The organism is Herbaspirillum sp. 1173 (genome assembly GCF_031455335.1).
Taxonomy (GTDB): domain Bacteria; phylum Pseudomonadota; class Gammaproteobacteria; order Burkholderiales; family Burkholderiaceae_D; genus Herbaspirillum; species Herbaspirillum huttiense.
Map to the genome: position 1 here is coordinate 1,256,008 of NZ_JAVDSP010000001.1, position 24,609 is coordinate 1,280,616.

23 protein-coding genes and 1 pseudogene are annotated in these 24,609 nt (G+C 58.3%); 12 read left to right on the forward strand and 12 right to left on the reverse strand.

Going from position 1 to position 24,609, the window contains the following annotated elements; genetic code table 11:
* Positions 1 to 28 precede the first annotated feature (28 nt).
* Both J2X56_RS05695 and J2X56_RS05700 read right to left on the reverse strand, forming a co-directional pair.
* Entirely contained in the window at positions 29 to 205 is a 177-nt protein-coding gene (locus J2X56_RS05695) for a hypothetical protein (RefSeq protein ID WP_310158765.1), read from the reverse strand.
* A gap of 370 nt (positions 206 to 575) precedes the next feature.
* Complete coding sequence (locus J2X56_RS05700; RefSeq protein WP_310158768.1) at positions 576 to 1,568, reverse strand: WYL domain-containing protein; 993 nt, start codon at positions 1,566 to 1,568, stop codon at positions 576 to 578.
* Positions 1,569 to 2,642: 1,074 nt separating this feature from the next.
* Between J2X56_RS05700 and J2X56_RS05705 the strand changes: the two genes are divergently transcribed.
* The 3 genes from J2X56_RS05705 (at position 2,643) to J2X56_RS05715 (ending at position 5,613) form a co-directional block, all read left to right on the forward strand.
* Positions 2,643 to 3,584, forward strand: coding sequence for a DUF932 domain-containing protein (locus J2X56_RS05705; protein ID WP_310158769.1), 942 nt, complete (start codon positions 2,643 to 2,645; stop codon positions 3,582 to 3,584).
* A 68-nt stretch (positions 3,585 to 3,652) separates the two neighbouring features.
* Positions 3,653 to 4,660, forward strand: a complete 1,008-nt coding sequence (locus J2X56_RS05710; RefSeq protein WP_310158771.1) for a lambda-exonuclease family protein — start codon at positions 3,653 to 3,655, stop codon at positions 4,658 to 4,660.
* 50 nt (positions 4,661 to 4,710) lie between these two features.
* Positions 4,711 to 5,613: a hydrolase or metal-binding protein gene (locus tag J2X56_RS05715; protein WP_310158772.1), complete on the forward strand. Its 903-nt coding sequence runs from the start codon at positions 4,711 to 4,713 to the stop codon at positions 5,611 to 5,613.
* A gap of 15 nt (positions 5,614 to 5,628) precedes the next feature.
* On the opposite strand, the gene J2X56_RS05720 is transcribed toward J2X56_RS05715, so the two are convergent.
* Positions 5,629 to 5,892 carry a helix-turn-helix transcriptional regulator gene (locus tag J2X56_RS05720; RefSeq protein WP_310158774.1) on the reverse strand — a complete coding sequence of 88 codons (264 nt, stop codon included), beginning with the start codon at positions 5,890 to 5,892 and terminating at the stop codon, positions 5,629 to 5,631.
* Positions 5,893 to 5,958: 66 nt separating this feature from the next.
* Between J2X56_RS05720 and J2X56_RS05725 the strand changes: the two genes are divergently transcribed.
* The 4 genes from J2X56_RS05725 to J2X56_RS05740 are packed head-to-tail and all read left to right on the forward strand — an operon-like array spanning position 5,959 to position 7,386.
* Positions 5,959 to 6,300 carry a hypothetical protein gene (locus J2X56_RS05725; protein ID WP_310158776.1) on the forward strand — a complete coding sequence of 114 codons (342 nt, stop codon included), beginning with the start codon at positions 5,959 to 5,961 and terminating at the stop codon, positions 6,298 to 6,300.
* A gap of 29 nt (positions 6,301 to 6,329) precedes the next feature.
* Positions 6,330 to 6,635, forward strand: a complete 306-nt coding sequence (locus tag J2X56_RS05730) for a hypothetical protein (protein WP_310158778.1) — start codon at positions 6,330 to 6,332, stop codon at positions 6,633 to 6,635.
* A 53-nt stretch (positions 6,636 to 6,688) separates the two neighbouring features.
* Complete coding sequence (locus tag J2X56_RS05735) at positions 6,689 to 7,021, forward strand: lysozyme inhibitor LprI family protein (protein ID WP_310158780.1); 333 nt, start codon at positions 6,689 to 6,691, stop codon at positions 7,019 to 7,021.
* 26 nt (positions 7,022 to 7,047) lie between these two features.
* The gene (locus J2X56_RS05740; protein WP_310158783.1) at positions 7,048 to 7,386 is read left to right on the forward strand and encodes a hypothetical protein; all 339 of its coding nucleotides are present in this window, start codon (positions 7,048 to 7,050) and stop codon (positions 7,384 to 7,386) included.
* Positions 7,387 to 7,716: 330 nt separating this feature from the next.
* Here the strand turns inward: J2X56_RS05740 and J2X56_RS05745 are convergent, their stop codons facing one another.
* From J2X56_RS05745 to J2X56_RS27015, 4 genes are all read right to left on the reverse strand, one after another.
* On the reverse strand, positions 7,717 to 8,829 hold the full coding sequence (locus J2X56_RS05745; RefSeq protein ID WP_310158785.1) for a hypothetical protein: 1,113 nt from the start codon (positions 8,827 to 8,829) through the stop codon (positions 7,717 to 7,719).
* Positions 8,823 to 10,262 (reverse strand): inovirus-type Gp2 protein, encoded by a 1,440-nt coding sequence (locus J2X56_RS05750; RefSeq protein ID WP_310158786.1) that lies wholly within the window; start codon positions 10,260 to 10,262, stop codon positions 8,823 to 8,825. The genes J2X56_RS05745 and J2X56_RS05750 overlap by 7 nt, the downstream gene beginning before the upstream one ends.
* Positions 10,263 to 10,500: 238 nt before the next feature.
* Complete coding sequence (locus J2X56_RS05755) at positions 10,501 to 11,967, reverse strand: DUF3987 domain-containing protein (RefSeq protein ID WP_310158788.1); 1,467 nt, start codon at positions 11,965 to 11,967, stop codon at positions 10,501 to 10,503.
* Entirely contained in the window at positions 11,964 to 12,194 is a 231-nt protein-coding gene (locus J2X56_RS27015) for a helix-turn-helix transcriptional regulator (protein ID WP_409025205.1), read from the reverse strand. The genes J2X56_RS05755 and J2X56_RS27015 overlap by 4 nt, the downstream gene beginning before the upstream one ends.
* 148 nt (positions 12,195 to 12,342) lie before the next feature.
* Between J2X56_RS27015 and J2X56_RS05760 the strand changes: the two genes are divergently transcribed.
* The 5 genes and pseudogenes from J2X56_RS05760 to J2X56_RS05775 all read left to right on the forward strand — a co-directional run bounded on the left by J2X56_RS05760 (position 12,343) and on the right by J2X56_RS05775 (position 15,160).
* The gene (locus J2X56_RS05760) at positions 12,343 to 13,704 is read left to right on the forward strand and encodes a hypothetical protein (RefSeq protein ID WP_310158790.1); all 1,362 of its coding nucleotides are present in this window, start codon (positions 12,343 to 12,345) and stop codon (positions 13,702 to 13,704) included.
* Positions 13,705 to 13,821: 117 nt separating this feature from the next.
* The gene (locus tag J2X56_RS05765) at positions 13,822 to 14,073 is read left to right on the forward strand and encodes a hypothetical protein (protein ID WP_310158792.1); all 252 of its coding nucleotides are present in this window, start codon (positions 13,822 to 13,824) and stop codon (positions 14,071 to 14,073) included.
* 117 nt (positions 14,074 to 14,190) lie between these two features.
* Positions 14,191 to 14,315: pseudogene (locus J2X56_RS27020) on the forward strand (IS5/IS1182 family transposase); the annotation flags it as partial.
* Positions 14,316 to 14,537, forward strand: coding sequence for a hypothetical protein (locus J2X56_RS27025; RefSeq protein WP_409025212.1), 222 nt, complete (start codon positions 14,316 to 14,318; stop codon positions 14,535 to 14,537).
* A 305-nt stretch (positions 14,538 to 14,842) separates the two neighbouring features.
* Positions 14,843 to 15,160: a hypothetical protein gene (locus tag J2X56_RS05775; RefSeq protein WP_310158794.1), complete on the forward strand. Its 318-nt coding sequence runs from the start codon at positions 14,843 to 14,845 to the stop codon at positions 15,158 to 15,160.
* A gap of 135 nt (positions 15,161 to 15,295) precedes the next feature.
* Here J2X56_RS05775 and tssA read toward each other — a convergent pair whose 3' ends face one another.
* Genes tssA through J2X56_RS05800 form a run of 5 tightly spaced genes read right to left on the reverse strand, consistent with a single transcriptional unit; the run spans position 15,296 to position 24,570 of the window.
* Entirely contained in the window at positions 15,296 to 16,888 is a 1,593-nt protein-coding gene (gene tssA / locus J2X56_RS05780) for a type VI secretion system protein TssA (protein WP_310158796.1), read from the reverse strand.
* A 60-nt stretch (positions 16,889 to 16,948) separates the two neighbouring features.
* Complete coding sequence (locus J2X56_RS05785; protein WP_310158798.1) at positions 16,949 to 17,686, reverse strand: response regulator transcription factor; 738 nt, start codon at positions 17,684 to 17,686, stop codon at positions 16,949 to 16,951.
* A gap of 10 nt (positions 17,687 to 17,696) precedes the next feature.
* Positions 17,697 to 19,931, reverse strand: a complete 2,235-nt coding sequence (locus tag J2X56_RS05790; RefSeq protein ID WP_310158800.1) for an ATP-binding protein — start codon at positions 19,929 to 19,931, stop codon at positions 17,697 to 17,699.
* A gap of 8 nt (positions 19,932 to 19,939) precedes the next feature.
* Positions 19,940 to 23,884, reverse strand: coding sequence for a type VI secretion protein IcmF/TssM N-terminal domain-containing protein (locus J2X56_RS05795; RefSeq protein WP_310158802.1), 3,945 nt, complete (start codon positions 23,882 to 23,884; stop codon positions 19,940 to 19,942).
* Positions 23,881 to 24,570: a DotU family type IV/VI secretion system protein gene (locus tag J2X56_RS05800; protein WP_310158804.1), complete on the reverse strand. Its 690-nt coding sequence runs from the start codon at positions 24,568 to 24,570 to the stop codon at positions 23,881 to 23,883. Before J2X56_RS05800 ends, J2X56_RS05795 begins: the two co-directional genes overlap by 4 nt.
* Positions 24,571 to 24,609: the final 39 nt, after the last annotated feature.

The window sequence follows — 24,609 nt, forward strand, 5'->3', positions numbered from 1 at the left end:
CTGCCCAATTTCTTGAGCAGCACATTCGTTACTTGTGTTCCTTGCGAACTCCCTTAAAAGGTTCGCCATCCTTCTTTTGGTCCATGAAGCGCCCGTTGCCGGTATCACGCTTGGTCCAGGTCTGATTTGCAGGGTTGAACACTTGCGAACGGTCACGTACAGCACCGCGACGAGCATTGTCACCAACGGGAGGATTCTTGGCCATTTCAGTCTCCTATGTAATTACACGTCGAGTGAGTGGGTCCAACCAGGAAGCCCACTACGAGAAAGGAAATTCACCAAAGGTGGGCTTCCAAAAAACTGCAACCGCCCTCCGGACATAAAGGCTAGAGCAGCTTGGTCGATGCGAAGGTTTGCGTTGCGTGCTTTGGCAGTCAGCTCGGCTAGCAAGCGGGAGTTGTCGTTTTGAGTACCAGAGGACGAGCGAGCCTCAAAGACGGCAAAACTAATCCAGCCGCCGTTCTGTGCACGCTCCCGTAGATGGGCGAAATTCACTTTCATTTTTGCAACCTCCTAACCAGTAAGAATGTTGAGCATGAGTTCATTATTGCGTAAGCACTAGCTCAAATAACGACCTACTGGCTGGCGGCGGGGAGATTTTTTCGGGCAGCGGCGCACAGCGCTGCGTGAAGGCGCTGACGCAGCTCTGGTGGTTCTAGAATCTCGACTTCTGGACTGTGTCGCAGAAGGTCCATCAACAGCTCTTGGTCGTTGGAGTACGGAACCTCCAAGACATAGCTGCCATCCTCAAGATGCTTACATGACTGGTCGTGGTGCCAAGTCTCCTTGCTGACCCACTGAGCTCGCTCAGGGGTGAACTTCAGGCGAGCACGGTGAGCCGCCTGGCCAGCGAAGATTCCGTAGCCGCTACGGAAATGCTCCTGCATTTGCTCTTGGCTGACTTCGAAGGCAGCTTCATCAACAACATGAACATCGTCAACGGCCTCCAGCGCGAAAGACCTAATGGCATCCCGGGAGTGGCACCACGCGTCTAATATCCAGTTTTCTCGGTAGTGCACCAACTGTTGGGGCGAAATGACGCGCTCTGTATGCTCTTTACGATCACGGTTCAGATATCGCAAACGCAAGCGCTTTCCGTCCAGCAAGGCTCCCGCTATGAGTTGAAAGTGCTTTGACTCAACTTTCCTGGACGCAAAATGAATAAGTTTAAGCTTGCGCTCAATCGGCTTAGCTGACTTGTTGCCTTCAGCGAGTAAGCCGCGAAGGCGGGACTTCAGTGGCCCGACGTGCTCATCGAGCAGTCCAGGCTGGACGCCCTCCACCAGATGGAGCATTGTCAGCAGCGCAAAAATCTCTGATGCGTTGAACCAGACGCCGGGGAGCTCAAATCGGCCACCATCCGCCAACTCGTCACGAACAATCCAGCCGCGGCGACTACGATCCCATTCGAGTGGGCACCCGAGTCGATCCCGGAGAAACTCAAAGTCACGCTTTACAGACGCTTTAGACACCTCAAGTTCGGTAACGAAAGTATCCATCGATACAGCGCCACGTTGTCGGATAAGACGTACGATTTTCGTTATACGCTCGATACTGATCTTCGACATGATTGCCTTTTCAAATAGCAATATTAGTCAGCTCATTGCGTGATAGGTCCTTGCCTTATCCTTCCAAGGCCGAAGAAACCTTACTCGGAAACCATGGCCGCGAGAAACAGTGGTTGCGGTTGAAACCTAAACAGCGCCATTATGACTTCTTGCCGGTATGAAATTGATTATTCCGTGCCCCAATTACCCCTAAAAAGCTTTAGAACACCCGCTAACGGCGCTAACTCCAATCGTTCTTCCCCAAGCTAGCCACAACCTGCTTCCTCAAAGTTGCCCCAACGGGAGCAAAGATCTACTCAAAACCAACCATCATGAAATTTTTAGGCACCCCATCTCTCCTACGTCTTTTCCTCGGCCATGAGCCCCTTATCTTTCTCAAATATTAACTCATAGGCTTACAGATTGCTGACTAATAGTTGACTGAAATCAAATATTGAATTCAACGCGACCGGGGACGAATTTTGTAGCCACCGGTTAAGTGTGTTCTTTATCCACATCTACTTACTGCCTCATCCTAGATTTTTTCAACTACATATTCCTTGTGTGAGATTGGAGAATTACCCGTACTCCAGCTCCTTGTTTTAACACTCACCAAGGAATAGCAATGTTGAATCTCCGCATCATCCTCATTCTCAGTATCGTAGGAAACGCCCTCCTGACGCTCCTGTTCCTGACTGACAAAGGCACAGCATGAGTCTCGCCTGCCCGGTCTGTCACTCCTTGAATCTACTCCCGCAACGTTGCGGGCAACGCATCGGTAGCATGATCGGTGCCTCGGCGGGTGCCGTCGCAGGGCTCTCTACGTCACTAACCGACGGTGACAACGAGAGGGGAGCCGGTCCGACCACAGGACTGGTCTTGGCGACGTTGGCCAACGCCATCATGGGCGCGCTGGCAGGCAGCGCCGCTGGCGGCATAACAGGATCAAGGATTGGCCACATGGTCGACGCGAAGGTCCTGGGCACCTACCGTTGTGCCGACTGTAACTACACATTCTCGAGTTAATCCCCTTCATCGCACGCTCAACGGCCCGTCCTATGACGGGCTTTTTTCATTTTAGAAAAGGAAATCACCATGGCTCACCTGATCGAAACAATGGCATATGCCAATACCACTCCCTGGCACGGTCTGGGTAATCAGCTCTCGGCTAGATCCCCCCTCTCCGTCTGGGCCAAACAGGCCGGCATGGAGTGGAATATCCAAGAATCTCCCGTCTACTTCCAACCTGGAAAGAACGCAGACCACTGCGCTTTCGAGGATCAGAAGGTGCTCTATCGCTCTGACACAGGCGCCGCCCTCTCAGTGGTCTCGCAGCGGTTCCAGGTAGTACAACCTCGCGATGTGCTGGAGTTCTACCGTGATCTGACCAAGGCGCATGGATTTACCTTGGAAACAGCGGGTGTTCTCAAAGGTGGCCGTAAAGTATGGGCATTGGCCAAGACCAACATGAGCGCCAACATCAGGGGCAATGACACGATGAACGGTTATTTGCTCCTGGCCACCGGATGCGATGGTACGTTGGCCACAACAGCCCAATTCACCAGCATTCGGGTTGTCTGCAACAACACCTTGGCCATTGCTCTTAAGGATGGAAACGCTGCCGTAAAGGTGCCTCATTCCACTACCTTCGATCCCAAGGCAGTCAAGAGACAGCTGGGATTGTCATCGTCTTCGTGGGAAGACTTCGTCTACCAGATGAAGAAACTTTCGGAACGCAAACTGAAACACATTGAGGCCGATGCCTTCATTACGCAACTCTTTGCCAATCCTCAGGAGAAATTCACCAACGAACGCGCCATGAAGAAAGTACGGGAGCTGTATGTCGGCCATGGCCGGGGTGCGGAACTCTCCTCTACCAAAAACACCGCATTCGGTCTCCTCAATGCGGTGACCGAGTTTGTGGACCATGAACGCCGCGCCAGAAGCACGGACTACCGCCTGGACTCAGCTTGGTTCGGTACAGGCGCCAATCTGAAGAATGATGCCCTGGCCCAAGCCATCGCCCTGGTGAGCTGAACCTTGATCTCAACGACATAAAGCCCGAGCCGCGTGCCCGGGCTTTTTTCTTTTCTGAAAGGAGTGCTATGCCTGTATTAAATGTGCAGTCGACCAGGCGTCCCGGCCGTGCTGCTTTACGGTTGGTCAAAACCCGCGACCTGTCTCGAGAAGAATGGCTATCCGTCCGGCGTAAGGGCATCGGCAGTTCAGATGCGGCTGCCGCGATCGGATTGAATCCCCATCAATCCATGCTGGAGCTGTGGATGATCAAGACGGGGCGCGCCCATCTGTTGCCCCAATCCGATCCAGGAGACCGTAACAATGCAACCTATTGGGGCAGTCTTCTGGAACCTATCGTGGCTGCTCACTACACGCATGAAACTGGCAACAAGGTGCGTAAGATCAACGCAGTCCTCCAACACCCCGATCCTGACAAGGCCTGGATGCTTGCCAATATCGATCGTGAGATCCTTGGTGCGCCTGATGTCCAGATCCTGGAGTGCAAGACCGCCGGTGAGTTTGGGACCCGGATCTGGCGTGAAGGTGTTCCTGAATACGTGCAATGTCAAGTCCAGCACCAGTTGGCGGTGACAGGTAAGGACGCGGCTGATGTGTGTGTACTGATCTGCGGTCAGGAAATCCAGATTCACCGGATTGACCGCGACGACGAGCTGATCGAAGGATTGATCAGGCTAGAGCGTGAGTTCTGGCATTACGTCGAAAGGGACATTCAACCACCTCCCGATGGGTCGGAGTCGGCAGACCGCGCCTTGCGGTCGTTGTACGCGCATGACTATGGCGACGTGGCGGATTTCCGAGAAAACCGTGCCATGTCGGCCGTCTTTGCGGATCTGCAGGCCATTCGGGAAGAAATTGCTACTCGCGACAAGATCGAACAGCAACTGAAGCAAACCATCCAGCAGATGATGGGGAGCTCCAGTCGAGCGCTTTTCGAGACGGGATCAGTCTCTTGGAAACGCACCAAAGACAGCATCCAGCTCGATGTCAGCCGACTGGAAGCCGATCATCCATATCTGGTCAAAAGCTATCTCGCTCCCAAAGCTGGCAGCCGCCGGTTCCTCGTTTTCCCCTGATCGCCAGGCATCTTCGGATGCCTGGCTTTACTTTTTTTTTGGAGCTTCCCATGATCAAAGGTCTATGCATTACCCCGCCTGTTCTCGGGCGAATTTCAATTGGTAAGGTGGTAGAAAAAAACGGCCGACGACTGCCGGAGAAAGACGACCAGTTTACCATCACCAGCCAGGTGCAAACACCGGATGGCTGGGCGACCCACCCCCTCGATGCGGTCTATCGGGCAGCTTCCCCCGGCAATAAGCTGCGCGCCATTCCAGTCACGGTCATGTTCAGTCAGCCTGATCTAAACCTGCGCGCATCCTACTGCTTCTTTGACCGACATGCCGGCAGGCCGCTGTGCAATGGCAACGGAGTCACATGCAAGCGGCTTACGCACGAGGGGATTGCAGATCTTCCCTGCCCTGGGCCCGATACCTGCGAATTTGGGCTGGGTCAGTGCAAGCCCTATGGGCGGCTCAATGTGCAGATCGATGCCGCCGATGAACTGGGCACCTTCATCTTCCGCACCACCGGCTATAACAGTATCCGCACACTCACAGCCAGGCTGCACTACTACCAGGCGGTTTCTGGAGGTTTATTGGCCTCCCTACCGCTGGAGCTGCGCCTGCGCGGCAAAAGCACCGTGCAGTCGCATCGCACGCCAATTTACTACGTGGATTTAACGATTCGGGAGGGAACCACGCTGGATGACGCCATCCGGCAAGCACAAGAAACGCAGGATCGACGAGAGAAAGGAGGATTTGATCAGGAGGCCCTGGATCAAGCAGCCAAGGCAGGATTGGAAAACGGCTTGTTCGAAGAATCTGCGGAGGAATTGCCGGCTGTAGCAGAGGAGTTTTTTACTGCCAATCACGCATCTGATGCGCAACAAACGGCCTCATCAGACTCCTTAGCCAAAAAAGTCAAAGCACGAGAAAACACCAGAACGAACCTAGAGCGCTCTCTTAAATAAAGAACGCCCTAATACTTAAAGCCCCTCAAATAAGCGCCCCGCCGAAACTCTCAAAGACTTCGCCAGGGTTTCTATCGCTGACAACGATGGATTTCGCACCCCGCGCTCAATCCCACTGACATACGTTCGATCAAAACCACATAGATCAGCGAACTCCTCCTGAGAAAGGTCTAGCCCCTTTCTCAGTTCTCTGACTCGTTCCCCAAAGCGTATTGACAATGATTTCACGCGGCTATTAACCCATTTATGAGGACTAATTGACCACGGACTAATCGTCACATGCAATAATGAAGACTAATCGTCACATTTTAAATTAACTATCTATCAACAAAAAAAGGAGTGAATATGCATGCCCATAGTCTTCTGCAGCAGCTACAGCAAGGAAATTCACGATACCGCGCTGCACTGCCCGCGGTGTGGGGCGCCTCAAGCTACCTCAGCCACCGAGCCCCCACCGGTTCGCCCTGGCTGGGGATTACCAGGGTCGTCCTGGCGATCGTGGCAGCCATTAGCGCTATTCAGATTGACACCTTTAACAGCGACCAGATTGTCGGCCCCGGCGGCGTCTTTGCCAGCGCATTTGCCGCCGGCACCTTCAACCTGCAGCAAAAGAAGCCCGGCAAGGGCATGTCCACTGCCGCCATCTCCATGGCGGTCGTTTCATTTCTTGTTCTCATCGGCTCGTAGCACCACCAATAACTATCAAAGGAAAAAAAATGCCAAATTTCGTGAACTGCCCGCACTGCCAGCATCAAGTGCATGAAAGCGCTTCCGCATGCCCTAACTGCGGTGCCCCCAACCAGGCGATGACCTATACCAGCTATGACCAAGTGCCTTGGTATCGCCGGCGTTGGGCACTCGTACTTGCCGCGTTCGTGTTCATGCCTATTGCCCTAATCATCGTCTTCACGGGCGACGTCTATTTGTTCAAAGATGGCGAAGTCCAGACCTTCCCCAAGAACTTCAAGTACACGCTTCTCCTCATCTTTGCGATTTTGGTCGCAATCCAACTCTCACGCTAACGAGCATCTGTGAGCCCCATATATCTAGGTTCTTCAGCTATTCAGGAGAAACAATGAAATATCTTTTGGCTGCTTTAATCGGGATGACCGGTATTCCCCTCCAAGCCTATGCGGGAAATAGCTATTGCGACAGCCGTCAACCTAATCGGGAAGTCATCGCCTGCTACAAAAGCGGGATTGAAGTGCATGCTAGCCAGATCAAGAAAAACTATCAAATCCTGATGCAATCACCAAAACTTAGTCCGCAAGAAAAGGACGCGTTGCGAAAGGATCAAGAAGCATGGATCAATAAAGTAGGTCAACACTGCGGTAGCGACGTTCGATGCGTACACGATGCAGCGAAAGAGCGCAACGCCTACTTATACCTACGCGTGCATAAGTCCTGATCCACATTTCAACGAAGGAGTCAATTATGAAGAAAATCCTCACTACCGCAGCATTGTCTCTGGTCAATGCCCTGCCGGCTCATGCGGGCAACGTAGGACAATGCGTCTTCCCGAAAACCACGATCCAGAAGAATGGCAATTTGCAATTCAAGAAACCGATCGCAGTCTATAGCGCCCCCGATTTGAAAAGTAACCAAAGTACCTTGACTGCTTTAACGGCATTTAGCGTCGCGAAAGAATCCAACGGACTGGCGCAGTTAGTGGAAGTCCCAGGTTTTGACGGCAGCAATCCACGCGCCGGCAAAGCAATCGGGTGGGTGAAACTGTCGGACTTTGATTTCCAAGAACTCCGCAACTGCAATTGACGATGAAAAGAGCTGCTTAGGTAGCTCTTTTCATTTGATGTCGAGATTTTTTTTGCAAATTATCGACAAACTACGCACTGCCTAGCTGGCTATAAATTACCGACGCAGGTCACTTGGTCACACTGCCTCTCGTAGCGCTTCTCTTAGTGCGCGGGAAAATGCAGTGACGTTGAGAAGTCACACGCAGTCATGACCGAAGAATGACCCGAAGTCCGCCAACGCGTATTCCGATGGTGAACTTCCGCTATAAGGACTGCCTGCCAGTAGTGAAGTGAGCCTCCAATGGTCATTACCGGCGGTTCAGATAGTCGTGACTCGCCATGACCGAAGTCACGTGACCGACTTCTGCGAAGCCTGTGCCATGACCGCCTTCAGATGACGGGTGAAATCCAGAGCGAGAGGCTGGCTGCACCCCAAAAATTCACGAACCTTCACAACGGTCGGTTCGTACTTGCCAGCCCGCACTTGCGCTTCGAGCCATACCTGCCTGACTTCCCGTGGTGTTTCTTTTCCGGGCATCTGCTCAGTCCAATCGCTGCTTTGCTCCGAATTGGATACCGATTCGGATGTCTTTTGCTGTCCGTCTGCATCAGCGACTTCCGTTCTTCCAGGTAGGGCTGCATCTAGGCTGGTCCCAAGGGAACCTGGGCTCACCTTGGCGGGCCCTTGATGGATAGAAAGAGGCCTATCCGCAGATAAAGCGAACAGCCACCCCAAGCAAGCTAGCCCCTCCAACACGACCGCAAATAAAAAGGCTTGGGTGACGTTGATGTCATCGACGGAAACATCCAGCACCTCGGATAGCTTGGCTGCCACCAGATCTTGGCGTGCCGCATCCTTTTGCTGTCGAAAAATTTCGGCAGCCTGATCACGATCATGTTGCCAGCGCCTTACGGCAGTTTCCTCTGTAGTCAAGGTGTCCAGCCTTGCACGCAAAGCCGTCGACCTGACCTCCCGCCATGGACATGGACTACTACAGACATACGCCTGATTTCTAGCCAAATCGACAGAAACCTTCTCGCGTTCATTAACGATCGCCAGCAAACTTCGAGGCGCGGCATCGGTGAGGCTTTGGTCGCCCTGGTCAATATGGACGGCTGCCGCCCGTTTTTGGCCAGCATGCTCTTGGCTCAGCAAATAAAACGTTGCGTGGCTATATATGGCCAGTCCCAAGCAGCAAATCCAAATTGCCATGGCCGCGGCACGTCCTTTGCCTTGATCGGCGAATCGAATAGGCAAAAAATGGGTTCCCAGTACTGTCACACATCCAACGGCCATCCAGAAGCCGTTCTCTACGGAAGATCCAGCTCTGTACCAACCAACATAACCTGCCAGGGCGACCCCAAGTGCGGTAGCCGGAATAGCGAGGATCAATGCGATAACCCTCGGCAGGTCAAGCGGACTTTTGCCGGCACGGCCACCATTCACTGCGCTCTTTACCATGATGTCCTCCGTGTATTTTTTCCCATGCTGGCAGTGCGCCAACTTTCATCGTCTACGCATCGCGATAAGGATTGCCTGGCCTCGCTCGTCTCAGGCTTGCTCTCCATGGAGGTCGGCGCAATCCATGGCTGGACCTGGCTTGGTACCATCTGTGATATCCCCTTCGGAAGCATCTCGGATATCACCTTTTTCGTCACGTCGCTCTTCTTGCGCGGACGGCCAGGGCGTGTCGACTTCACCTTGGGTAAATGCCCCGTAGTGAACATCTTTCCGCGCTTGGATGGTTTGACGTGCACAAACTGGTCGCGCTTGGCCAGATAGCTCAACTTCTCCATCAGCCGTTCGCGCTTGTCCGTTTCATAGTAATTGACGATCCCGATGACGTAGTCCGGATAGTCGTTGTAATGGCAATTATGAAAATGACCACGCCCTTTGGTGATATCTTGTACCCAATACACCCCAATTTGTTGGGCCAGCCACGCATGCTGCCGCACTTGGCTTTCACCGAAAATGAACGCGGCATGAATGTGATGTCCACCATCGCGACCACATTCGATGCGCAAGATGTAACCCACCAAATGTTTGAAGAGTGAAGTCTTCTTGCGCAGATTCGTCATCAGACGCTTGCGATCAAGCAAGATCTCCTTGATGCCACCGCGACGGATTCCAACATCTGGGTCTGCCGATTCCGGACTAGCCTCGATGTCCACCGTTTCGCGACCCTGCTCTGCCACAATGCGCTCAATGGCCGCCTCCGCCTCCTGCGGTGTCAACTTGGACGACTGATATCCCAGATCAACGCGGATGAACACAAGTCGACTATCCTGCTCGAAGAGTGCTGGGATATATCGGTTCAACCGGTCACAGTTATTCTTGGCATTACGTTCCCAATCAGCAATTGCCGATTTGAGCTGCATGGCCTTGGCGCGCTGACGCATGTAGTCAACGAAGTCATTGAATACCTGTGCCCGATCTGCAACGCAATCGACCTTCTTATTAGGCCAAAACTCCATGCATTCTCGAATCTGAACATGCTCTTGATAGGATTCGAAGAACAAGCGCAAGAGTGGCGAGAAATACAGATCCGTGGCGTAAATTTGATTGAGGGCCTGCAGCATCGGAAAAAAACCGGCAATCGGCTTGCCCCGAGCCATGATGAGCGTTTTCTCGCCATGTAGTTTTTCAATGAAAGCGTAGGGAACATCTTTCCCGTAAACCACCTCAGTCATAAACTTGACCAGGGCCGATAGTCTTTCAGCAAAATCCGTTTTGATATGGAGGTTTTTTGTTTGCGTTGACACCGTGTGAAGTTGGCGGTCAACATCCCTAAAGTAGAACGCACTATTTTGCGTGCGCTCCTCATTGTTTTTTTGATTCAATTGCAGCTCCAATGTTAATGACCGAAGAGAGACGCTCTCGACCAGGTAGCTCAAGGCCTGTTAGCCTTGAGCCTCTATCTACCTAGTTCAAGCCGATATCAAGATCTGCTTTACCGAGCTGTCTTCATCTACTCTTCTGTCAATAGTTCTTCTCTGCTTCTTATCTTATTAAAAAGCAAAACTCGTCCGCTTCAGAATGTCCAGGCTTTACTGAGGACCCGATTCCAATCCACTGCTCAACGCAACAGACTCAAGTGGATACTCAGCATCCGAAACATTTCGACATTCAGGCCTAGAGCATCTGCCACTGCCAGCCTTCTGCCACCGACATAGGAAGCTGCGGCAGATGAGGGGACACGTGGAAGAAATCGCCATTGCCCTGAGCTACGATCTGGATCTTGCGCTCCTCGCACAACAACGCAAACGCGCGCTCAAAGCGCTTCTTATCGAATCCCCAGTTCTGCGCCAAATTGCGAATCAAGACCTTCTTGAAAACACGTTGGCGATCACGATCCAGATAGCATTGAATGTGAAGCTGGCGTTCCAACTCGCGCGCATCGGCGAAATCCTGGTAATCTTTTACAGGAACGGAGAAATGTTGTAGATATATGTCGAGGTGGTGGCGGCACACCTTCTCGGCACGTAATACGTAATCCAAGGGAACCTCACCTTCGATTTCCTCGAACAGAGCGAAAGATGCTGCCACCTTGATTGTTCGCTCCAAGTGACGCGCCAAATAAACACCGGCCGCGGATGGCTGACCAGTTCGCTGGCGCTGAACGTCGGCGCGCAATTGGCTGAGGAATTGCTCCGTTTGGGCTGAAAAGCCAATGGTGGGACGCGCCCCGAGGATCGCATATCCGGCAACGGCGCTTTTCTGCAACAGTGCTTGCACTCGCAAACCATATTTGACCAAAACAGCACGCAGTAACTCATCATCGTTCGAGACACTTGGCGTCTCATCGGGTAATACTGAGAATAGAAAACGAGAATCTAGACCGCTTTCGCTTGCCGTTTTCTCGTGAAGACGCCTGAACTCTAGGTACCGCTTATTTTGAGTCATCAGCACGAGTGCCAGGCGTGGTGAGGGTAAGAAAATCTCACCCGCGCCTGCCCTGTTGACGCGATATGGGCTTCCGTCCATCAACTTGATATATTCAGCAGGATTTTTCCCCACCCGATCTTTCAAGAAAATTTTCGCCTCGTCCAAAATAATCCCGGCCGAAGGCCATTGATGCAGCTTGCGCACCAGGCCTTCGATGGTAGTGTCACTGCATACGATGCCTGGGGAGACGACCTGCTTAGGCTCGTCTTCCAACGTCTGCATCAGAAGTTGCTGCAATTCCTGCAGCTTCTCCGGATTATGGATAGACTTCGCCATGCTGGCCTCGATGGCCTTGATCGTCGACTTTTGAGCACGCAAGTGCATCTTGCGTTTCTTCGCTGTTTCCTCCGCCAAACGTGCCTGCTCCACATCAGATTGATCAAATGGAGCACGGAGTTTGTCAAAGAGGGTAGTTTTCCCGGAAGTACTCGGAGTAATGACCTTGACGCTCACACCGGGGGATTGGGGCGAATATTGACCATATACAAAGTCAGCCAAGTCCTGAGTTGCAAGCTTGGCCAGACCCAACAGAACTGGCCCGGTCATCTCGGGGTAATAGCCGCAACGTGTGAAAGCTTGCATGACCTCACCTAACAAGCCCGGTAGCACGTCCGGATAGGCCGACATGGGAGCAGGATGAATATTGAGATTCACTTAGCCTCCTTGCAGCGGGTTGCTGCGTGCAGGCGAGGACGAGACGACAACCAAGCATCAAGCTCGTGTTGGAAGAAGCAGGTGCGACGGCCAATCTTGAGCGCGCGAGGGAAATCACTGGAAGTATCTGCCAGCATGGCGTACAACGTCGAACGCGAAAGGCCCACGATCTCAAGGACCTCGGTAACGGACAGGCACCGATGCTGCGAAGGGGAAGTAGCTTGCATTTCTAAACTCCAAAAAGACGTTTGCGGATGTGTGTGCGCACAACTGCATCTTGCTTTGGGAGAGGAAATCCAGCTACGGCATTGGAATGCAACCGTCTACGTTTGACACTTTTTAAAAACTGAGATAGAAAATATTAATAGTTGTCCTATGGATCTGAAACGACTTGTTCAATTCCCCCCGCCCCGGGACGCATCTAAACGTGCTCACGATAACTATTCATCTGCCATTTCAGCAAACCAGCTACGTATTGCGGATCTGGTATTTGTTCTGCAGTACGCCATCCGCCGTCTTAAATTGGAGCAAAGTGGCTATTTTGCGGAGCTGATGAAGTTTCGCCAATCAATCAACAGCGTTCTGGACAGCATTCCCGATCATCGATTTCCCGAATTGGCAACGAAGTCCCGACCACGGGTTCTATCGGAATTGATGAATTTTCTGACTGACGACGACATCCCTGAGTTGACGTATCCGCTCACCCCGGAAAAAGAAGAATTCTTCATCGCCAGACTGCTCCGCGTCTGTGATCGGGGATTTCTCTCTCATGGCGCAGCGGAGGAATTCTTCAGCATGCCCAAGCTCAGGGCCCTGTTGGGCATTTTCGCCTCCACGCAAGAAGTGCGGGCAATGATCGTCCAACTGAATTATTGTGAGTACTACACTCCGTACGCGCTTAGCACCCATATCGCTGGCGAGACTTTGTATACGAGCTATATCAAGGCCAAGGTCCAGGCAGCGCACGAACAAGGTGAAGACGCGCAACTCGCTACTGCCATTCTAGATAGCGCTTGGCTTAGGAAACCGGATCATCCGATTTCCGCGCTATTACAGACCGTCTGCTATGAGCCCCTAGGCGGTTACAACAATATAGACATTGTCGGAGGGTCAAGAAACACCGTGCTCGTGGATGGTAAGAAATTGACTGATAGACTATTGCTATCCGTTCCTATTGCTACCTCCCCTCGCCATATTGATCGCATGCTGGCGCATTTCAGGACAGTGCTACGGGAAGAAGCTGCGATGGAACATGGCGGCGACCACGGTATCAGCTCGCCCGAATTCGACAGCTCTGTCTTCATGAATCACCTCGCCCACACATCTTGCCTGATCGGAGCGTGGGATCAGGTATTGGGCCATACACTAGGTCTATGGGCATGGGACAAGATCCACGACGACGGCCAACCGGCAAAGCGTGTTTTCCAAGATATTGCGAATGAATTGGAAACGTGGCGCGATCGACTGGGCGAGAGCGTCCCAACGCTAAATGAACGCACCATAGAAGAGTACTACGAACGTACCGCAAGGGAAATTAGTCCAACAGAACACCGTCAATCGATTGGACCAGCGAATATCGATATGTTCCTGATCGGCTCCGTCGACAAAATACTAGGGGAGAGCGCCCGTGTTTCTGAGGACGATTGGATCGACTGGTATGTCGAGGAGGATGAGATACTAGAAGAGGAAAGTACTGAGGAAGGAGAGTTTGAGGGCGACGATGGGGTAATTGGATAGACGAACTTGGCTACGAGAGACAGTATGACTGTGTGGCAACAGTAGGAAGGTAGTGGAAGGTGGGTCAATTGGAAAGGGGCAACGCTGCGAGCAAATCAACATACTAAGGAGATAAAGATGGGAAGACCTAAAGGATCGAAGAACAAATCAAAACTACAGAATGAGTCCAAGCCGCAGGATGCGTCCCCTGCACAAATTATTCCTGGCTTCATTTCGGATCCGGCTGGACGGATCAACGTTCGCGTCAGCACCGCGACAAAGGAAGGATTAGCACAACTGAAGGACGACTTTGGCTTGCACAGTCAAGAAGAAGTTCTAGAGAAAGCAATTGCCATTGTCATGGCCTTACGAAAAGCTGTATCGGCGTAACGTGGAATCACCTTAAGGCACATTGCTGATAGTGACGGCTTCGCTAAATTCGCCACGGAGAAGTCCTCGTGAAGGTTACACCCGGGAATGCCTGGCCATCGAAGTTACCGCCAGTTGGCGCGTGCTCTCGTCGATAGCTCGTCGATTCGGGCCATGCTGGCGGGAAAAAAACAGGCCCGAATCCCACGGACCGGCGCAAGTTTGGCAGCAAGCATCATCTCATCGTCGACGCGCATTCGCTGATGTGCCGCTTCCAGAAGCCCGGCGATGAGAAGCGCAGCCTGGTGATCATCCCGCCGCAGGAGTACGACGCCTGGCTCAACGCCGGCTCGCCGGAACTGGCGCGGTCCATGCTGCGCCCCTACCCCGCGGCCGACATGAAGGCCTGGCCATTGCCCGCCACTCCGCCTGCCACCCGCCGGCGCGCGCCCGCCGACGACAGTCAGGCCTCTTTCGGGTTCTGACGCGTTATCTCACAGCGACGACGCCTTGCCGCGTCACCTCATTGAAAATCAGCTCGCATTTCATTAAAACCCGATTTTCTTTGTAGGAGCATGCCGTTTTTGAGCACATCATTGCCAGCATTGACTCGCATCGATACGCGCACCATTCATGAATAATTGTTTATTTAATTTACTCAAAATAGGCGCTCGCAATCCCATCATGCGAGAAATAACTTGTCATACAACAGCCGTTATAATCTCTGCCGCAAAGTCGCGCCTCACCTTGGTGCAAGGCCGATTCCGACTGTATGACCGACTGACAACTCATGGAAAAAGATCAATATTTCGGTGTCCCGCTCGACAACATCCTTGCCGCCCAGGCGCATAGCATTCACTCCCGTTCCTCTCGTCAATGCATCAACGTGCCGTCGCGCACCGAAGTGGCTTCATTGCCGCCCGGGCAGGTCCGAGAGGCCATCGTCGAATGGCTGAGCCGTCCGGCCATCGAGATCATTCCCAGCAAGACGCAGATCCAGGAAGTGCTGGACGTCCTGTACACCCGCCCCGACCACGACGCCGTGGGCGACGTGATGGTGCTGTGCGAGCACTACATCCAGGGCATTCGCATCCCGGCCATGAACTGAGCACGGCTCGCCTATAAAAAGCGCGCTCAGCGCAAAAAAAAGCGCCCCCTTGAACTGCACCCCAAAGGTTGGATTCATGTCCAACTTTATGGGGGCAGTCCACCTCGGGGCGCTTTTTTCATGGGCGATGCCGGCTCAGGTCACCAGCCGCACTGCCATCTCGGCATCCACGGCAGCCAATCGGGCCAGCAAGGCGTCGGTCTCGGCCTTGAGCTCGTCGTCGCGTGACAGCACACTCCAGGCAGCCGCCAGCCCGGCAGCCGCCAGCGGCGGATCCCATTCGGTCAGCTGGAAACGGTCGATATCGGCCAGCACCATGCGCGCGAACGGCGTCAGGTTGGCGCCGGGGCGCTCCGCCAGCATGAATTCGCACAACTGGATGCGCAACTTCATCTTGTCCGCCGGCGCGGCCGTCTGGCCGATGGCGTGCTGCAAGGACTGCGCGGCGCCCGTCAGGTTGCCCTCGGCGGCCATGGCGCGGGCGCGTCCGCCGGCAGCCTGTACCGCATCCTGGCGCGGCGCGCTGTCACCACCACCGTCGCCACCGCCCTGCGACAGCGATTGCAGCCAGGCCTGGGTGTCGGCGCTGGCAAAGGGCGTGCCGCTGGAAAATGCCAGCTTGTCGACGCCCGGCAGGCGCGTTACCAGCCAGGCGGTGGCGCCGGTCACTTCGCGGCGCGCGGCCTCATAGGCCGGGCCGAGCCGCTCCAGGGCCTGCGCGGCGACACAGTTGAGATCCAGCCAATAGGGGAAGGCTGGCAACTGGGCCTCGGCGAAACGGACGATGTCTTCGTCGGCCTGACGGTTCACCAGGCCCTTGAGCGCGTCCTGCACCTGCGGCACCGGGCTGGGCAGCATGGTCTTGCCGCCATTGGCCGGCGGCAGTTGTTCGAGCCCGCTCCAGGCGGCGAGCCGGTTCAGGCGGAAGGCCATCGGCTGGTTAAGGTCACCCTCGCCCAGCCAGACGGCGATTTCCGCCAGCCGCTGCAAGGCTTCGCCGCTGGCGGTCTCGGCCGCTTCCGGGCTGTCCACCGGGCCGCCCGACAAGGCAGCCATGGCCGGCGCCGGCGCGGCAGGCGCAGCCGCGCGCGCGGCCGCAGAGGCGGCGGGCTGAGCCGACGACGCAGCCTCCGGCGCGGCGGCGGGTGCCGGCGGCGGCGGGGGCGGCGCGGTTTCCTTGACCATCAGCGTGCCGACCTGGGCAATCAGCGGGCGCAGCGACGGCGCGTCGCCATCCTTGTCCGCGACAAAGGCGTCGATCGATTTCAGCAGGTCCCGCAGACCATTGACCAGTTCTTCTTCCTGCGGCGCAAAGGACGACCAGTCATGCTCGTCGCCGTGCGCCTTGACGCGATCCATCAGCCATTGCAATGCATTGCGGCGGGCGCGCAGGCGCGAGACGGGCGGAAACAGGGTGTCCCAGTACATCACCACCATGTCGTCCACCACCTTCAGGCCAGCCTGCAGCCCCGGCAAGCCCTGGGTCTGCAGCAGGCCGCCCGCCAGATAACAGCCGACCATGATGTCCTTTCCCTTGGTGCCGGTCAGGTCCGCGGCCTGCTTGACGACTTCGTTCCAGTCCACACCGCCGGTGCCGGTGAAGCTGGACAACTTGGCGATTTCGTTTTGCAGCAGGTCGAAGCCGTTTTCCTCGCGCACGTCATTGCCGGCGGGCTGGGCGTCGGAGATCGGCTTTTCGCCAAGGGTCGAGAGTTCAGTGAGTTCCACGTGAGTCCGGTGTCAATGTTGAGGGTGGCGGGGCCAGGGTCCGGGCGAGCGGGAAGCCGCTCACCCCCACAGGGCGTCGCTGTCCGTGTCGAGGTAATAGCCGGCGCCGCGCTCGGTGCGCAGCAGGGTCGGGTTCTTGGGATCGGCTTCCAGCTTGCGGCGCAGGCGCAGGATCTGGACGTCGATGGCGCGATCGTAGATGTCGTCGAAGGAGCGCGTGCTTTCCAGCAGCTTCTCGCGCGAGATGATGCGGCCCGGCGCGCTCAGGAACACCACCAGCAGATTGAATTCCGCATTGGTCAGCGACACTTCGCCCTTGTCCGGCGAGGTCAGGCGGCGGGTGTTCAGGTTCAGGCTCCAGCCGGCGAACTCGTAGGCGCGCGGGTGCTTGCTGCGCGTGACCGGCGTCGGCGCGCCCTGGCCGGCGGCGCGGCGCAGCACGGCGCGCATCCGCGCCAGCACTTCGCGCAGCGAGAACGGCTTGGTGATGTAGTCGTCGGCGCCCAGCTCCAGGCCCATGACCATGTCGGCTTCTTCATTGCGACCGGTCACGCAGATGATGGACATGGTGGTTTCCTGGCGCCAGCGGCGCGCCAGTTCGACGCCGTCCACATCCGGCAGCCCCAGGTCCAGCAGGACCAGGTCGTAGGCCTTGTTCTGCACGGCGGCGATGGCTTCCGTGCCGTCGACCGCGCTGTCGGCGGCGATGCCATGGCCGGCCAGATACTCCACCAGCAGCTGGCGCATCGAGTGGTCGTCGTCGACGACCAGGATCTTGGGTGTTCGTGTGATGCTCATTGGCTTTCCCTCATGACTCCTGTTCTTTTCCCTGATGATCCGCGTCCAGCGCCGCCATGATGGCGCGCCGCAACGCGGCCTGATCGAAAGGCTTGGCCAGCGCCGGCACGCCCAGCCGCGCCGCGATCTCGCTGGTGTCGCGCTCGCCGGAGCACAACAGCACCGGTAAGTCGGCGCGCAGGGCGCGGGCTTGCGTGATCAGCGCGTCGCCCTTCATCTGCGGCATGTCGAAATCGGTCACCAGCAGATGCAGCGCGTCGGGCTCGCGCGCCAGCTCGGCCAGCGCCTCCAGCGGATCGGCGAAGCCGACGGGTTCGAAGCCCATGCCGGCCAGCCGGTCCTCGGACAGCTCGCGTACAGCCTGGTCGTCATCGACCACAAAGACCAGCTCGCCCATGCCGAGCGGGGCCAAGGGCTCCGATGATTCCGATGATGCCGATGATTCCAATAACGCCGGCGACGCCGACAACGCTGTGAGCACGGGCGCATCGGACACGTCCACCGGCTCCTCCCCTTCTTCCGCCCGCTCTGTCGTCCGTTCTTCCGTCGCCTCACCTGGCACCGGTTGATCCTGCGCCGTCGTCGGGCCGGCGGATATCGTGTCCTGCGCGGGCAGTCGCAAGCCGGCGTCCATCGGCAGCAACAGGCGGAAACGCGTACCGGCCTCGCTGCTGCTCACGGCCACGCCGCCATCGTGTTCGGTGGCGATGCCGGCGACAATCGCCAGCCCCAGTCCCGTCCCCTTCCCGCCCGGCCCGGTGCGGGTGGAGAAGAAGGGATCGAACAGGCGCGACATGTGTTCCGGCGCGATACCCGTGCCATCATCGGCCACTTCCAGCCACACCGCCTGGTCGGCTGGCACATCGCCTACGCGCAAGTCGGTGTCAGGCGCCTCGCCCGCCTGCAGGCTGACGACCACCTTGCTGCGCGCGGCCTGGCTGGCATTGCGCGCCAGGTTCAGCGCCACCCGCGTGATCTGGCCGGCGTGCGCTTTGACCACCAGCGGCTGCGCCGGCGGCGTGAATTCGATGACCACGCCGGCCCGGCACAGCGGCCGCGCCAGCCGCACCGCTTCCTCGACCGGCGCGCGCAGGTCGAGCGGCGCGCGATGACGGTCGCCGCGACGCGCCGCCAGCAGGATCTGCTCGGTCAGGTCGCGCCCGCGCGAGACCGCCGACATCACCTCTTCCAGCGGCTTGCGCGCCGGCGACTGCACCGGCACGCGCTCGTGCGCCATCTCGGCATAGCCGCCCACGGCGCCCAGCACATTGTTGAAATCATGCGCGATGCCGCCCGCCATCAGGCCCAGCGACTCGAAGCGGCGCATGGTTTCCATGCGCGCGGTCAGCGCCTGCCGCTCGCGCACGGCGACCGCCACGAAGAAGGCCAGCACGGCCAGGCCCATCAGGTCGATCTGCAAGCGCCAGGTGCTGTCCAGGCCATCCTGCCGATACGGCCCCAGGTCATGCAGGGTCAGCAACACCGCCAGCACAGCGGCGGCGCTCATGGCCGCCGTCGCGCTGCGCATGCCGCCATACAGGGCCGCGCCCGCCAGCGCCAGCGACATCAGCACGCGCAGGACTTCTTCCGAAAAATCAAAGCTCACCGAGGCCAGCAAGGCGCTCACCACCACCAGCATGGCCAGGAAGGAAGCCCAGCCCACGTGGCCACCTTCTGCCCCGGTCGGGCCGCGCTGCGGCCGCGTCCAGGACAGGAAGGCCGGCACCAGCACCAGGATCGGCAAGCCGTTGCCGACCAGCAGCGTCTGCCATTCGGCCCACCAATGGCCGCCCATGCCCTCGACCACGAGGGTCGCGCCCATGGCCGCCACGAAGCACATGACGCCCAGCGGCAGCATCAGCAGGAAGCGCATCAGGCGGCGCACCGTGTCGATCTGCCCGTCGCGCGCCACGAAGCGGCGACCGATCAGCGTGCAGACCGCGATCTCGACCACATTGAGCAAGGCAAACCCGGCGTCGATCGACATCGGCAAGCTGTCCTTGTCGCCGACGAACATCATGGCCACGAACACGGCCAGCAGATGCGGCGCCCATTCGCGCAGCGGCTTGTGCCACAGCAGCGCGATCAGCAAGGCCGGCGCCGGCCACGCAATGGCGGCCAGCGTGGTGCTCTCGGCGACATTGGCGGCCGGACTGGCCACCAGGTAATACAGGATCCCCGAGATGACCGACGCCACCAGCAGGCGCGGCCATTCGATAGCGTCTCCGGGCGGCGCGGTCTGCATCAGCGCGCTCAGTTCTTGCGCGCCGGTGCGGCCCCGGCTGGCGCCGGCGCGGCCTGCGCCGATGGCGGCGTGGTGCGGGCGGGGACGCTGCCGGTGCTCATGGCGTCGAAGGAGACCTGGTTGTTGACCAGCTCATTGATGATGGAATGCATGTTCTTCGAGCGATCCTTCACCGCGCCCTGGTCCCAGCATGCGCCGATCTGCGGCGGCAGGAAGACCTCGTTGGCCTGCGGCTCCACGCGCGGCGCCTGCGCGGCCAGCTTCTGCTGGATGTTGGCCTGGGTGCGCTTGAACTGCTCATCCTGGAGCTTGGCCTTCTCGACGGCGGCTTCCTTGTCCACCTTGTCATAGGCGTCCAGTTGCTGGGCGGTCTTGATGATGGCGTCGGCGCCCTCGAAGTTGTAGCTCACCGTGATCTGCTTCACGCCCAGCGCGTCCAGTCCTTCCTTCGCGGCCGGGAACTCGTCGACGTCGAAGCGACGCACGCCGCCGCGGAAGTCGCGCAGGAAGTTCGGCACGCCCATGGCGCCCGGATACTTTTTGGTCAGCACCAGCGTGTCGATCTTGATCTGGAGACTGACTTCACCGCACTGGCCGGACGCCCACGGGAAGCTGGTCGACACCGGGAAGTTGAAGTTATCCAGCAACTGCGCGCCCGCCGCGCACTGGATCGAGAGGATGGTCTCGAAGGGCTTGGAGCGGGCAGCTTCGTTGACGCCGGTCGGCTGGGCCGTGATCGACAGCTGCGAGACCTGGGCCTTCAAGGCGTCGGTCTTGGCCTTGACCTCGGCCTGGGTGCGCTCGATCTGCGCCGTCGCCGCCTGCGCCGCGGCCTGGTCCTGCTGCGCCTGCAAGTCGCTGGCGGCCTTGTCGGCCTCCTGGCGCTGCTGGGTCACCAGTTGCAGCACGCGCTTGTCCACGGCGTTGTTGATGGTCGGCAGGAAGGCGTCGGTGAACGGCACGCTGTAGCCCAGGGTCTCGACGATGCGGAAACGACGGGCATCGCGTTCCAGGAAAGGCTTGGCCGGACCGTCGACGAAAGCCCACACCGAGCCCTTGGCGCCGTACAACTGGTCGATCATGGCGGCCTTGTCGGGCGCGGTCTGCAACGGCCAGTGCACCTTCGACTGCCACTCCTTCTGCAATTCGCACGATGCCTGCTGCTCGATATAGGTCAGCGTGAAGTTGAGCGGGCCTTCGATCAGCTTCCAGATCGCCTCGTAGGCCGCCTCGCGGTGGCCCATCAGCTGCTTCAGCTGGATCAGGGCGCCCGCCGCCACATGCGCGCCGGAGGACTTGATGTTGGGATCGATGCCGAACTGGTGGAACTCCGACGCCAGCTGGTAGGACTTGCCCTGGCCGGTCACCGCATCGGCGGCCAGCTTGTTGATTTCGTCCTGGTACTTGGCCAGCGTGTCGACTGCCGACATGTTGTTGCGCACGATCTGCTCGCCGTTCTTGGGCGCGCCGCCGAGCGTCTCGCGCACGGCCTGGCCGCCGACGGCGTTGATGGCGTCGACCACCTGCACCGCCTTGCCGACGGTCTGGCTGGCCATGCCAACACGCACCGCCTGGCCGCGCAGTTGCCGGAAATCGCGCGCCAGCAGCAGCCAGCCCGGCAAGTCCTTGGCGTCGACATCCTGGAACTCGTCGTTGAGGCGATCGATGACGCGGTAGTACGGGCTTTGCGAACCGGTGATGGTGCCCAGCGCCGCGCGCCATTCGGTCTCGCCGCGCAGCGAACGGTCGGCGCCGCTGAAGTTGGTCACGAAACGCTGCCACGCCAGGATGCGCTGCTCGCGATACCAGGCTTCAAAGGCGGCGCGGTGGGCCAGGAACTTCGGGCCGTCGTCCACGACCTTTTCCATCTCGCCCAGGAAGGCGTCGATCTCTTTCTTGCCAGCCTTGGTGTAGACCGCCGGCACCTTGTTGGTGGCGGCTTGCGAAGGATCGGCCGACACGCTGCCGGTCCAGAAATCGGCGGCCGTCACCGGGGTGGCCGCGCTGCCGGGCGCGCCATTGTCCGGCACCAGCCCGGCCAGCCAGCTCATCTGCGGATCGGCATAGGCCACGCGGTCCAGCGTGTTCAGGTTCTCGCGCAGGCGATCGGCCAGATATGGATCGGTCAGTGGCGTCCAGGCCAGATGCGACACGCGCAGCGCATTGAGCTGCTGGAACTGCTGCGGCGTGTAGCGCACGCCGTGGATCAGTTGCGGCATGCGCTGCAGGGTGTCGTGGTCGGCGCCATGGATGCGCGCGTCCACCATCGACGAATAACGCACCAGGTTCTGCACCAGGTGCGGCAGTTCGTGATCGGGATCGGCGACCTGAAGGCGCGCGACGTCGTCCCGGTAGTTTTGCAAGGTGACCGGGAGGATGTACTTGCGGAAGCTGGAGACGTAGTTCTTCTTCAGCTTGTCTTCCAGGTCATCGATATTGGTGGCGATGACCATCCATTCGGTCTTCCAGTTGTCATTGCGGCGCTCCACGAGCTGGACGGCGTCGCTGACCCGTTGCAGTTCGGGGATGTCCTGTTCGATGTTGCCCGTGTAGCGGGCCTCGAACGGACGCTTCTCGCGCACCAGGGAAATGGTTTCCATGTTGGCGACGAACGACACGGTGATCATGATGCCCACGGCGACCATGATCAGGATCCAGGCCATCACGCCGAAGTTCTGCGTCACCTGGCGCCAGCGGTTGACCAACTGGGCCGGACGCGACGAGAAGCGGTCCTGCGGCAGGATGCGGCCGAAGAAATCATGCAGGAACAGGCCGGCGTTGGCGTTCGGATGCGGCGGCACCGGCGGCAGCACATGGCCGAGCACGGTCGAGACCGCACCGCCCTCCTGCAAGCCGCTGGAGAAGAACAGGCCGCGCAGGAACGGGCGTTCGAGATACGGATTGTCGGCCAGGCTGGCATTGAGGAACATTTCCAGCTTGCTGCGCAGGCCCTGCAACTCATTGGGGAACAGCAGCAGCTCAGGCATCACCGCGCTACCGTCAGCGCCCGCGCTCATGCCGCTGCGCGCCACCAGGGCCACGCGCAATTGCTGCAGGCGCGCGCCGATGCTGGTGAAGGCGCCGTCCAGGAACTGCGCCTCGCCGTGCGCGCCCTCGAACTCGTCGGAGAGGTAGCCCATGGCCTGTTCCAGCGCGTTGTCCGGCAACTGGCGCACCCATTCTTCGAAGCCGTACAACTGGTCGCACTTGGTGACCAGCACATAGATCGGGAAACGCTTGCCGAACATCTGGATCAGTTGCTCGATGCGGGACCGCACCACACGGCCCTCTTCGATCAGCTCATCCTTGGTGACGGTCGCCAGGCGGTCGGCGCTGATGGCCAGCACCAGGCCGTCGAGGCCGTCCTTGGGGCGGTAGCGCGCCAGCAGGTCCAGGCCCAGTTCCCACTCGGCGCGGTCGCCGTCCATGTCCTGCGCATCGACGAAGCGCCCGGCGCTGTCGATGACCACGGCCTGGTCGAAATACCACCAGTCGTAGTTCACGGTGGATTCCACCGGCCGGCCCTGGCTGACCTTCTGGATCGGCGAGGACAGGCGCGCGCGGGTCAGCGCCGTGGTCTTGCCGGTGCCGGACTTGCCGATCACCATGTACCAGGGCAGCACGTACAGCGGATTGCCGCGACGACGCAGGCTGGACGCGCGCAGCGTGGCGACCGCGTCCTTCCATTTGCGGCGCACCAGCGCTTCCGGCGAGGCCGCCATCGCGACGCTGCTGCGCGAAGCCAGGTCCTGCTGCGCCAGCTTGCTGCGCGAGCGCATCACGATGAACATGCGGCGCAGGAACTTGGCCAGGAAATACAGGCCGATCACGCCCAGGAACAAGGCCAGCGCCACCCACAGCGGCCACTCCATGTACAGCGCGGCGCCCCAGCATGCCAGGGCGAGCAGCACCAGCACGATCAGCCACAACAAAATCTTCCCTAATGTCTTCATATGCTTATCTGCGGCAGGATCGTGTTCACCAGTTGCCAGATGATCACGTGGTAGATGCCATACAACACCAGCACCACCACCAGCGGGATCACCATTGCGTTGAATGCGAGAGAGGAAAACCAGCGGCGACGGCGGCTGCGCGCCGGCTTCTCGATGACCGCGTGGGCTTGCAGGGCGGCGGCATAGCCATCCGGGAACAGCAGCTTGCCGGCTTCGCCGGGCAGGCCGTCATCGCCTTGCAGCAGGATTTCGGCATTGGCGCGCTTGATGTCGGTCAGCGCCTTCTGGTTGCGGTCGTAGCCGTAGCGGCCGGCAAAGCCCAGCCCCAGGCACAGGAAATAGACCTCGCGCACCTCGACCTGATGATCGGACAGGTTTTCCAGGCGGGTATAGAAGGCAACGCCGGCATTGGTCACGCCGAAATAGCGGCGTTGCAAAAGGCGGCGTTGCCACTCGCCGCGGCCGAGCCAGTCGGTGGCGAGGATCAGTTCGTCAGCCAGCGCCAGCACCGCGAACAGGGCTTCCTCGGTGTCGGCGTCGGCATGCCCGCCGTCATGGGCGTCACGACGCGCCTGGCCGACGGCGGCGTCGAGCTGCGCGGACAGCGCCACCGGATCGCCGTCGGGCTGGCGCTGGAACTGGCGCACTTGCGCCAGCAGGGGAATGAAACAATCAACCAGTCTCATGAGCATCCTGGAATACGGGGTTGGCAGCGCAGGGAGTCC

Bases quoted from the DNA above. Each gene is read 5' to 3' on its own strand.
- J2X56_RS05725 (WP_310158776.1), top strand. From the start codon at position 5,959: ATGCATGCCCATAGTCTTCTGCAGCAGCTACAGCAAGGAAATTCACGA.
- J2X56_RS05795 (WP_310158802.1), bottom strand. From the start codon at position 23,884: ATGAAGACATTAGGGAAGATTTTGTTGTGGCTGATCGTGCTGGTGCTG.
- J2X56_RS05695 (WP_310158765.1), bottom strand. From the start codon at position 205: ATGGCCAAGAATCCTCCCGTTGGTGACAATGCTCGTCGCGGTGCTGTA.
- J2X56_RS05730 (WP_310158778.1), top strand. From the start codon at position 6,330: ATGCCAAATTTCGTGAACTGCCCGCACTGCCAGCATCAAGTGCATGAA.
- J2X56_RS27025 (WP_409025212.1), top strand. From the start codon at position 14,316: ATGTGCCGCTTCCAGAAGCCCGGCGATGAGAAGCGCAGCCTGGTGATC.
- J2X56_RS05710 (WP_310158771.1), top strand. From the start codon at position 3,653: ATGCCTGTATTAAATGTGCAGTCGACCAGGCGTCCCGGCCGTGCTGCT.
- J2X56_RS05740 (WP_310158783.1), top strand. From the start codon at position 7,048: ATGAAGAAAATCCTCACTACCGCAGCATTGTCTCTGGTCAATGCCCTG.
- J2X56_RS05775 (WP_310158794.1), top strand. From the start codon at position 14,843: ATGGAAAAAGATCAATATTTCGGTGTCCCGCTCGACAACATCCTTGCC.
- J2X56_RS27015 (WP_409025205.1), bottom strand. From the start codon at position 12,194: ATGCAAGCTACTTCCCCTTCGCAGCATCGGTGCCTGTCCGTTACCGAG.
- J2X56_RS05790 (WP_310158800.1), bottom strand. From the start codon at position 19,931: ATGCAGACCGCGCCGCCCGGAGACGCTATCGAATGGCCGCGCCTGCTG.
- J2X56_RS05765 (WP_310158792.1), top strand. From the start codon at position 13,822: ATGGGAAGACCTAAAGGATCGAAGAACAAATCAAAACTACAGAATGAG.
- J2X56_RS05700 (WP_310158768.1), bottom strand. From the start codon at position 1,568: ATGTCGAAGATCAGTATCGAGCGTATAACGAAAATCGTACGTCTTATC.
- J2X56_RS05785 (WP_310158798.1), bottom strand. From the start codon at position 17,686: ATGAGCATCACACGAACACCCAAGATCCTGGTCGTCGACGACGACCAC.
- J2X56_RS05800 (WP_310158804.1), bottom strand. From the start codon at position 24,570: ATGAGACTGGTTGATTGTTTCATTCCCCTGCTGGCGCAAGTGCGCCAG.
- J2X56_RS05760 (WP_310158790.1), top strand. From the start codon at position 12,343: ATGGATCTGAAACGACTTGTTCAATTCCCCCCGCCCCGGGACGCATCT.
- J2X56_RS05715 (WP_310158772.1), top strand. From the start codon at position 4,711: ATGATCAAAGGTCTATGCATTACCCCGCCTGTTCTCGGGCGAATTTCA.
- J2X56_RS05735 (WP_310158780.1), top strand. From the start codon at position 6,689: ATGAAATATCTTTTGGCTGCTTTAATCGGGATGACCGGTATTCCCCTC.
- J2X56_RS05745 (WP_310158785.1), bottom strand. From the start codon at position 8,829: ATGGTAAAGAGCGCAGTGAATGGTGGCCGTGCCGGCAAAAGTCCGCTT.
- J2X56_RS05705 (WP_310158769.1), top strand. From the start codon at position 2,643: ATGGCTCACCTGATCGAAACAATGGCATATGCCAATACCACTCCCTGG.